At 69.7% G+C, this 8,153-nt stretch carries 11 protein-coding genes; 10 read left to right on the forward strand and 1 reads right to left on the reverse strand.

The annotated features are described in order from the left end of the window. Nucleotides 1-106 precede the first annotated feature (106 nt). The 10 genes from LCD31_RS29330 to LCD31_RS29335 all read left to right on the forward strand — a co-directional run bounded on the left by LCD31_RS29330 (nucleotide 107) and on the right by LCD31_RS29335 (nucleotide 7,997). Entirely contained in the window at nucleotides 107-229 is a 123-nt protein-coding gene (locus LCD31_RS29330) for a hypothetical protein (protein ID WP_255623427.1), read from the forward strand. A gap of 54 nt (nucleotides 230-283) precedes the next feature. Next, nucleotides 284-1,225 (forward strand): lipid kinase, encoded by a 942-nt coding sequence (locus LCD31_RS27405; protein WP_224962839.1) that lies wholly within the window; start codon nucleotides 284-286, stop codon nucleotides 1,223-1,225. A gap of 314 nt (nucleotides 1,226-1,539) precedes the next feature. Continuing rightward, nucleotides 1,540-2,346: an endonuclease I family protein gene (locus tag LCD31_RS27410; protein WP_374201689.1), complete on the forward strand. Its 807-nt coding sequence runs from the start codon at nucleotides 1,540-1,542 to the stop codon at nucleotides 2,344-2,346. A 136-nt stretch (nucleotides 2,347-2,482) separates the two neighbouring features. Next, nucleotides 2,483-4,096, forward strand: a complete 1,614-nt coding sequence (locus LCD31_RS27415; protein WP_224962841.1) for a WXG100 family type VII secretion target — start codon at nucleotides 2,483-2,485, stop codon at nucleotides 4,094-4,096. 47 nt (nucleotides 4,097-4,143) lie between these two features. After that, nucleotides 4,144-4,875, forward strand: coding sequence for a hypothetical protein (locus tag LCD31_RS27420; RefSeq protein WP_224962843.1), 732 nt, complete (start codon nucleotides 4,144-4,146; stop codon nucleotides 4,873-4,875). Further along, complete coding sequence (locus LCD31_RS27425) at nucleotides 4,868-5,572, forward strand: hypothetical protein (protein ID WP_224962845.1); 705 nt, start codon at nucleotides 4,868-4,870, stop codon at nucleotides 5,570-5,572. Before LCD31_RS27420 ends, LCD31_RS27425 begins: the two co-directional genes overlap by 8 nt. A 37-nt stretch (nucleotides 5,573-5,609) precedes the next feature. Next, nucleotides 5,610-6,353, forward strand: a complete 744-nt coding sequence (locus tag LCD31_RS27430; RefSeq protein WP_224962847.1) for a hypothetical protein — start codon at nucleotides 5,610-5,612, stop codon at nucleotides 6,351-6,353. Then, nucleotides 6,346-7,059 (forward strand): hypothetical protein, encoded by a 714-nt coding sequence (locus LCD31_RS27435; RefSeq protein ID WP_224962849.1) that lies wholly within the window; start codon nucleotides 6,346-6,348, stop codon nucleotides 7,057-7,059. Before LCD31_RS27430 ends, LCD31_RS27435 begins: the two co-directional genes overlap by 8 nt. A gap of 445 nt (nucleotides 7,060-7,504) precedes the next feature. Beyond that, nucleotides 7,505-7,876 (forward strand): hypothetical protein, encoded by a 372-nt coding sequence (locus LCD31_RS27440; protein WP_224962851.1) that lies wholly within the window; start codon nucleotides 7,505-7,507, stop codon nucleotides 7,874-7,876. Continuing rightward, a complete protein-coding gene (locus LCD31_RS29335; protein ID WP_255623428.1) occupies nucleotides 7,869-7,997 on the forward strand; it encodes a hypothetical protein in 129 nt (42 codons plus the stop codon). Before LCD31_RS27440 ends, LCD31_RS29335 begins: the two co-directional genes overlap by 8 nt. A 2-nt stretch (nucleotides 7,998-7,999) precedes the next feature. Here LCD31_RS29335 and LCD31_RS27445 read toward each other — a convergent pair. Then, nucleotides 8,000-8,153 (reverse strand): ATP-binding protein (locus LCD31_RS27445; RefSeq protein ID WP_255623430.1); only part of this gene is annotated, 154 nt, incomplete at its 5' end.

An 8,153-nucleotide genomic window follows, 5' to 3' on the forward strand; every position in this document is an offset into this window, starting at 1 on the left:
CCCACCTCGCCCCCCCCCCCCGGGCGGGGGGGGGCCCCCCCCCCCCCCACCCCGGCCCCCCCCCCCCCCCCCCGGGGGGGGCGGGGCCGTCGCAGCACGGGGCCACATGGCCGTCCGCACCGCCGCTGCTGGCCACACCGTCGCCGACCTGAGACCGCGCGGGACCGCGCGCTTCGCCTGCGTGCGGGACCAGGACGGGACCACCGCGGAGCTGATCCAGCCGGCGTGAGCGTCCTCACCTGCGGCGACGGTCGGGCGTGTTCGAGACGCCGGTAGCCTTCGAGTGACCGGAGGAGGAACCATCCGCTACGACGGCCACGTCACCAAGGCTGCCCTGATCGTCAACGCGCAATCGCGGTCCGGGGCGCGCGCCTGCTCGCACGCCGAGGACCTGCTGCGCGCGCTGGACGTGCCGCTGCACGCGGTGCACCCGCTGCGGGACGCCTCCCGGCTGGTGGAGGTCGTGGAGGGCGCCGTCGAGGACGGGCACGACCTGGTCGTGCTCGGCGGCGGTGACGGCACGGTGAGCTCGGTGGTGGACGTGCTGGCACACCGCGAGGTGCCGATGGGCCTGCTGCCGCTGGGCACGGCCAACGACTTCGCCCGCACCATGCACATCCCGGCGGACCTCGACGGCGCCTGCCGGACCATCGCGCGCGGGCACGTGGTGGACGTGGACCTGGGGCGTTGCGGCGGGAACTTCTACGTCAACCGGGCCTCGGCGGGCCTGGGAGCGGCGGTCGCCCAGCACATGTCGCCGGTGCTGAAGCGGCGGGTCGGCCCGCTGGCCTACCCGGTGGCGACGGCGCGGGCGCTGCGCAGGCACCGGCCGTTCGCGGCGACCCTGGAGTTCCCGGACGGCGACCACGCCACGATGGAGCTCACCGACCTGCTGCAGATCTCGGTGGCCAACGGCCGGTACTTCGGCGGCGGGCAGCTGGCGGCGGCCGACGCGGGCATCGACGACGCCATGCTGGACGTGTCGGTGCTGCACAACGGCAGCCCGCTGCGGCTGCTGTCGATGGCGCGGGAGCTGCGCACCGGCAGCACGACGGACAGCTCGCTGGTGACGCACGTGCGGACCGGTTCGGTCGTGGTGAACACCGACGAGGAGCTGCCGATCAACGTGGACGGCGAGCTGGTGGCGAACACCCCGCAGCGGTTCTCGGTGGCGCGCAACGCGCTGCACGTGGTGGCTCCGCCGACGTGGACCGACGGCGGCTGAAACCGCGGTCCCGCATTTCTCGATCAGCGCCGTTTCCGTATTTCGCGGAATTCTGCTGCGAACGGTTCGCGCGCCGGAAGCCGTTTCCTGAATTCTCGTCGGCGAAATTGAACGGTTTTCCCGTTTCCCCTGGTCTGAGCTGGGCCTCTCAGCCCTGTTGGGTCATTCGGCGGACAAGTGATTGCGCTGAATGCTGCACTCGGCGGTGCTGATCCGCGTGCCAGAATTCGGCCTTGACCGTGTTCTGCGGCGCCCTCGCGAATTCATCGACGTGCGAACGGCGCCGCTCTTTCCGGGAGAGGACCGCGCTCGTGCTGAAGACCCGCTGGACACGCTTCGCGCTGGCAGGTGTGCTGCCGCTGGCCGTGGCGCTGCCGCTGCCCGCTTCCGCCGCGCCCGCCGACCTGGGCGCCGCCGACCGCCCGGTGGCGGCGCACGACTCCTACTACGAACCGGCGCTGGGCAAGACCGGCCCGGAGCTGAAGGCCGCCCTCAACGACATCATCAGCAGCGCCGACCAGCTCACCTACGACGAGGTGTGGGACGCGCTGAAGGTCACCGACCAGGACCCGGCGAACCCGGACAACGTGATCCTGCTGTACTCGGGCCGCTCGCAGGGCAAGGACACCAACGGCGGCGGCGCCGACCAGTGGAACCGGGAGCACACCTGGGCGAAGTCGCACGGCGACTTCGGCACCTCGCCCGGGCCGGGCACCGACGTGCACCACCTGCGCCCGACCGACGTCTCGGTCAACTCGGCGCGCGGCAACAAGGACTTCGACATGGGCGGCAGCCCGGTCGACGAGGCCGAGGGCAACTTCACCGACGACGACTCCTTCGAGCCCCGCGACGAGGTCAAGGGCGACGTCGCCCGCATGATCATGTACATGGCGGTGCGCTACGAGGGCGACGACGGCGCCCCCGACCTGGAGCTCAACGACCAGGTGGACAACGGCAGCGCGCCCGCGATGGGCCGCCAGTCGGTGCTGCTGGAGTGGAACGCCCAGGACCCGCCGGACGACTTCGAGAAGAACCGCAACCAGGTCATCTTCGACCAGTTCCAGCACAACCGGAACCCGTTCATCGACCACCCGGAGTGGGCGGCCGACATCTGGGGCTGATCCCGAGCGCCGGAGGTGGCCGCGCGCCGCCTCCGGCCGGATCGGTGGGAACGGACCTGGGCTCGAGATCGTCGCAGTAGTATCGCCACCACTGATCGGTGGTGGGTGCACCGCTTCGAGTCCTGGGGGGACGACCGTGACCTTGAACGTCGCACCGGAGGCGCTGTCGGCGCACAGCCAAGGCTCCCAGGGCGTGTCGCAGCACTTGGACCAGCTGTCCGCGGTGCTGGAGCAGGCTCGGGTCAGCGACGACTGCTTCGGCCCGATCGGCGAGCTGCTGGCCATGCACTACTTCAGCTCGCTGGAGGAGTGCCGCGACCTCGCCACCCAGGCCGGCGGGTTCATGGGGCACATCTCGCAGGCCGTGCAGGACTGCGCCAAGGACTACCAGGACATGGACCAGACCCAGGCCGACGACCTGGGCAAGATCGACCTCAGCGGGATGCGGGTCTCCGGCGGTGGACCCGCCTCGCTCGGCGAGGTCAACGGCGCGGGCGGGCCCGGTCGCAGCTACCTGGGGCGGACCGCCGAGTACGGCTCGTCCGCGGTCTCCACCAGCAACGACCTGGCGCGCGCGGACAACCCGCCGGACATCGCCATCGCCACCGTCAACGCCCGCATGGAACAGCTGGACATGGCGCTCAGCCCGGGCAAGGCGTTCGCGGACAACGGGCTCGGATTCCTCATCTCCCTGGTGATCAGCCCGCTGGTGGAGTGGGTCATCGAACCGCTGATCGGCGACCCGGACCAGATGCGCAGCACCGGGAAGGGCTGGGAGCAGGTCGCCGACTGGGTCGACGGCCTCGGCGAGCAGGAGCAGCAGCGCGCCGCCGCCACCCGGCCCGTGTGGGAAGGCCAGGCCGGGGACGCGTTCCGCAAGCAGATGGAGGAGTTCTCCGGCGGCACCGCCGCGTTCGCCGAAGAGATCCGCGGCGTCGCCCAGGTCCTGAACTTCGCCGCCGACATCTTCGACATGTGCGTCGAGATGATCGTCGACATCCTCCAGGAACTCGTGATGGGCCTCATCATCGAGTGGATCGCGGCGCTCGCCGCCTCCTGGATCACCGCGGGCGCCTCCGTCGCCGCTGCCTCCGGGCTCACCGCCTCCCAGGTCGCCATCACCGGCACCCGCCTCGGCACCAAGGCCGCCGAACTCCTCCACAAGCTGAAGCCCCTGATCACCAAGCTGGAAGAACTCCTCCAAAAGCTCCGCAGCGGCAAACTCCGCAAGGTCGTCGAGAAGATGAACGATCTCCGCGAGGGGAACAAGCGTGAGCAATGGCTGGCTCGGCAGATCGACTCGCATCCGCTGGCCAAGATCGTGACGCGAGGCGACACCAAACCTTTGCGGCAAGCCGAGAATGCCGTTGACGAGGCCCGGCAGGCCGTGTCCGAAGGGCGCCCGGGCGCGCACGAAGATCTCACCGCCGCGCTCGACCGCGCGGCCGATGCACGAGCCAACATCGCTTCTACGACGGGCAATCGCTTCTCCCGGCAGGTATCGATGAGCGGTGATCTGGAGTCGGCGACGGGTGAGCAGGCTCTCGCCGCTAATCTCGCTCAGACGGGGCTCGGTGCGGTGGGGCTGAGCGGCGAGCACCGTTGGCAGGACGCGGTTCTGCACCAAGGCACCCAAGCAGTGGCTCAGGAAGGCGTCGAGCAAGGTGTGAAGTACGGATATGACAAGGCGCAGAACCCGTCGAGCGAGGAAGACCGCGATGCGGCGACCGAGCGGGGCTTCACCATCTGAGGAGTGCGAAACCGATGTCCGTCTCAGGTAAGGCCGGAGCCGCGTTGGTGGCGCGGCGGTGGTGGTGTGCGGCGGATGAACCGATCGTATGGGCGTTCCAGGTAACGAGCCGGACGTTCCGGGTCGAAGGCTGCAACGAGTACGGACGCCCCCTGCCCCCCGAAGAGCGGAAGCGGCGGTCGTTTGCGTCGTCGGCGGGCCGTGCCGTCGGCAAAGCGGGGTTGTCAGCGGCGACCGTGCTGGGCACGGCGGTGTTCGGTGGCGGAGATGACGCGGGAGTGCGCCAGAACGAGACGAAGAGGGTCGACGACCTGACGATTCTCGGCGGATCGCCGGAATGCCGTGCCGTTCAGCTGCACAATTCGGAGCGCCCGCCTGACGCTTCGGCGATCGAGCAGGTGTGGGTGTTGACGCCGCGCCGGTTCGCGGTCCTGATCCCGGTGGGACGTCCTGCTCCGGTGGAGCGGGAGGAGCCAGGCGCATTGCGGGAGTGGGGTGAGACGTTGAGCGGGATGGGGCGGATCCTCGCTGGTACCGAGCCGGAGAAGTTTGGCCGGAACGCGCCGGGTGAGCGGATCGATCCGGAGCGGATGGTGGAGTGGTTGAGCTTCACCGGCCCGGAGTTCGCCGATTGCCGGCCGGTGGTGCAGGGGAACACCGCGCATTGCGTGTTGACGTTGCAGGACGGTTCGGGTTTCGCGTTGAACGCGCGTTCGCCGGAGGGCGCGCGGTTGATGGCCGAAGGGGTGCAGGGGTTCGTGCGGGGTGCTCGTGGCTGACTTGTCGCCGTTGGACCAGCAGCTGTTGCGGGAGAAGTGGCAGGCGAAGCTGGCGGAGGAGTGGCTCGGCGAGGGCGAGTCGCTGGTGTGGGTGTTGCTGCCGGAGCAGGGTTATGCGGGTTCGGTGGTGTCGGGGCGGACCCGGTTGCCCCACGAGCCGCTGTCCGAGGTCACCCCGTCCACTGTGGATTCTCCGTCGTGGCCGCTGCCGAGCGAGTTGGTGTCGACGGGCGGTTACCGAGATGACGAGTGGGCCGACGACCCGTCCGTGGTGTGGTGGGCGTTCGCCGCGGAACCAGGGCTGGACGCGGCGCGGTTCGCCGATCATCTCGCGGTGATGCCGGGGGTTGCGTTCGTGGCGCTGAGCTCGGCGCGGCTCGCGGTGGTGGTGGAGCAGGACAAGATCGCCGAGCGTCCGGCGGAGTCGGAGGGCAAGGGGTGGCTCGGCCGAGCTCGGTCGGCGGCGGCGCAGGTGCAGAAGGCCGCGGAGGGTCTCGCTTCTCGCAAGGACGCGAAGGCGGCGGTGTCGCACTTCGAGGTGCCGCTGTCCCGCATCGGGGCGATGAGCTGGGCCCCGTTGGGTCGCAGCATCCCGCGAGCGCCGTTCCTGCGCATCGACTTCACCGACGGCTCCTGCCTGTTCATCCGCAACGGCGGGGCCGAGGGCTGCTCCACCAAGTTCCCCACCGCCCGCTGAGAGGCCGGTCGAGCACAACGCAGCAGGGGGGGTTCCGATGTCGGTGGTGGAGCGGCTGGGCGCGTCGTTGGCGGCGCGTGCCGGTTGGTGTGCTCCGGATGAGCCGGTGTGGTGGGCGACTCGGGTCGTCAGCATGGAGTTCGAGGTCGGTGGGCTGGATGCGTCGGGTGCGCCGAAGCCGGGTGTGGGCAAGCGGTTGGCCGGCGCGGCGGGCAAGGTCGGGGTCGGTGTCCTGGGTTTTGCGCTGACGGCGGTGACCGAGGGGAGCGAGCGGTACGAGAAGAACCGCAGTGGTCCGCCCGAAAAGGATTTGCGGGTGTTCGGTTCGTCGCCGGAATGCGGCGCGGTGCGGTGGTTGCAGTCGCCGCCTCCGGCACAGCCGACGGAGAGCCTGTGGGTGTTGACCTCGCGCCGCTTCGGAGTGCTGGTTCCGCTGCCGGAGGAGACGACTGCGGATGATCCGGCTCCCGGTGGATGGCGCGGCGTGGCACGGGGTTTGGGAGAGGTGGGGCGCTCGGTGCTCGCTTCGAACGGATTCGGTGCGAACGAAGCCGGTGCGCCGATGAATGCGGACACGCTGGGATCTTGGTTCGAACTGGGCCCGGCCGACATCGCAGTTTGCCGTTCGGCTGGGGTGAAGAATCGCCCCAGCCACTGCGAAATCGTCCTGCGAGACGGGTCGGGCTTCGCCGTGCGTGGCATGTATTCGCGGGACGTGGAAGCGATGACGGACGCCGTGCATGCGTTCGCCCGAGGACGACAGTGGAGCGGACATGCGTGACCTGCCCTCTGCGGAGAAGAATCGGCTCATCGCCGAGTGGAAGACACGGCTCGACAGCGACTGGTTGAGGCCTGGCGAGTCCGTGGCGTGGCTCATGCTCCCCATGCGCGGCTACGCCGGGTCGATCGTGGCGGGCGGGGTGACCGCGCCGCACATCCCCTCTCCTGGCACGCGGCAGTGGGTGGACGGTCCGCCGAACTGGCCGCTGCCGAGCGACCCGGTCACGTCCGGAACCTGCATGAACGATGAGTGGGCGGATGACCCGTCGGTCGTGTGGTGGGCACTGGCGGAGGCGGCCGATCGCACCGCGGTCCGCTTCGCCGATCATGTCGCGGCTGCGCACGGAAACATCGTGGTCGTGCTGACCAGCGGGCGGCTGGCGTTGGTCGCGGAGCAGGGCAAGATCGACGACGATCCGCAGCCGGACGGGGAGCCCACCGGATGGCTCGGCCGGGCGCGGGCCGCGGCCGCGCAAGTGCAGAAGACCGCGGAAGGCTTGGGATCGCGCAAGGACGCGAAGCTGCCGATCTCCTACTTCGAGGTGCCGGTCGGGGACATCGCGGCTGTGGACTCCCGGCGAACGGGACGGTCGATCCCGCACTCGCACTTCCTGGAAGTGAACTTCACCGACCGGTCCACGCTGTTGATCCGCAAGATGACCGCAGGCAACTACGTGGACAAATCCGGTTCTCTTCGGCGTTCCTGAGCACTTCGGGAACACGAGCACGGCATGAAGCGGCCGACAAGTCCTTCATCAACGAATGGATGAGCATGTCCGTCTCAGGCAAGGCCGGGGCCGCGTTGGTGGCGCGGCGGTGGTGGTGTGGGCCGGATGAGCCGATCGTGTGGGCCTTGCGGGCGAAAGAGGTCGACTTCCACGTCGACGGGTGCGATCGGTATGGCATGCCGTTGCCGCCGGCGCGAAAGCGGAAGCGATCTTTCGCCGGAGCTGTGGGGAAGGCGAGTTGGTCGGTGCTCGCGGTTGCCGAGACCGCGGTGTTCGGAGGTGGCGAGGACAACCGAGTCCCCCAGCGGGAAGTGGTGAGGTCGCCGGATCTCACCGTCGCGGGCGGAGATCCGGAATGTGCGGCGTTGGGGTTGCAGAACACCGCGCCCCCGCGGGGGCCTCGGCTATCGAGCAGGTGTGGGTGTTGACGCCGCGCCGGTTCGCGGTCCTGATCCCGGTGGGACGTCGTGCTCCGGTGGAGCGGGAGGAACCCGGCGCATTGCGGGAGTCGGGTGAGACGTTGAGCGGGATGGGGCGGATCCTCGCTGGTACCGAGCCGGAGAAGTTCGGACGGAACGCGCCGGGTGAGCGGATCGATCCGGAGCGGATGGTGGAGTGGTTGAGCTTCACCGGCCCGGAGTTCGCCGATTGCCGGCCAGTGGTGCAGGGGAACACCGCGCATTGCGTGTTGACGTTGCAGGACGGTTCGGGTTTCGCGTTGAACGCGCGTTCGCAGGAGGGCGCGCGGTTGATGGCCGAAGGGGTGCAGGGGTTCGTGCGGGGTGCTCGTGGCTGACCTGGGGCGGAACATCCCCCGGACCGCGTTCCTCCGGATCGACTTCGCCGACGGTTCGGCGCTGTTCGCGCGGCACTACGAGGCGGAGGCCGACGCCGCGAAGTCCACCGGCTCGGGCTGACGTCAGGGCTGCGCCAGCGGGAAGGTCGCGGTGAAGCGGGCTCCTCGGTCGGAGTCGGTGATGGTGAGGGTGCCGTGGTGCAGGTGGGCGATCTCGCGGGCGAGGGCCAGGCCGAGTCCCGCGCCGCCGCGTTCGCGGGCGCGGGCGGTGTCGAGG

It is taken from the genome of Saccharopolyspora sp. 6M (assembly GCF_020176775.1).
In the GTDB taxonomy this organism is placed as follows: Bacteria; Actinomycetota; Actinomycetes; order Mycobacteriales; family Pseudonocardiaceae; genus Saccharopolyspora_C; species Saccharopolyspora_C gregorii.

Coding starts and splice junctions, on each gene's coding strand:
- LCD31_RS29330 (WP_255623427.1), top strand. CDS start 107: ATGGCCGTCCGCACCGCCGCTGCTGGCCACACCGTCGCCGACCTGAGA.
- LCD31_RS27430 (WP_224962847.1), top strand. CDS start 5,610: ATGTCGGTGGTGGAGCGGCTGGGCGCGTCGTTGGCGGCGCGTGCCGGT.
- LCD31_RS27435 (WP_224962849.1), top strand. CDS start 6,346: ATGCGTGACCTGCCCTCTGCGGAGAAGAATCGGCTCATCGCCGAGTGG.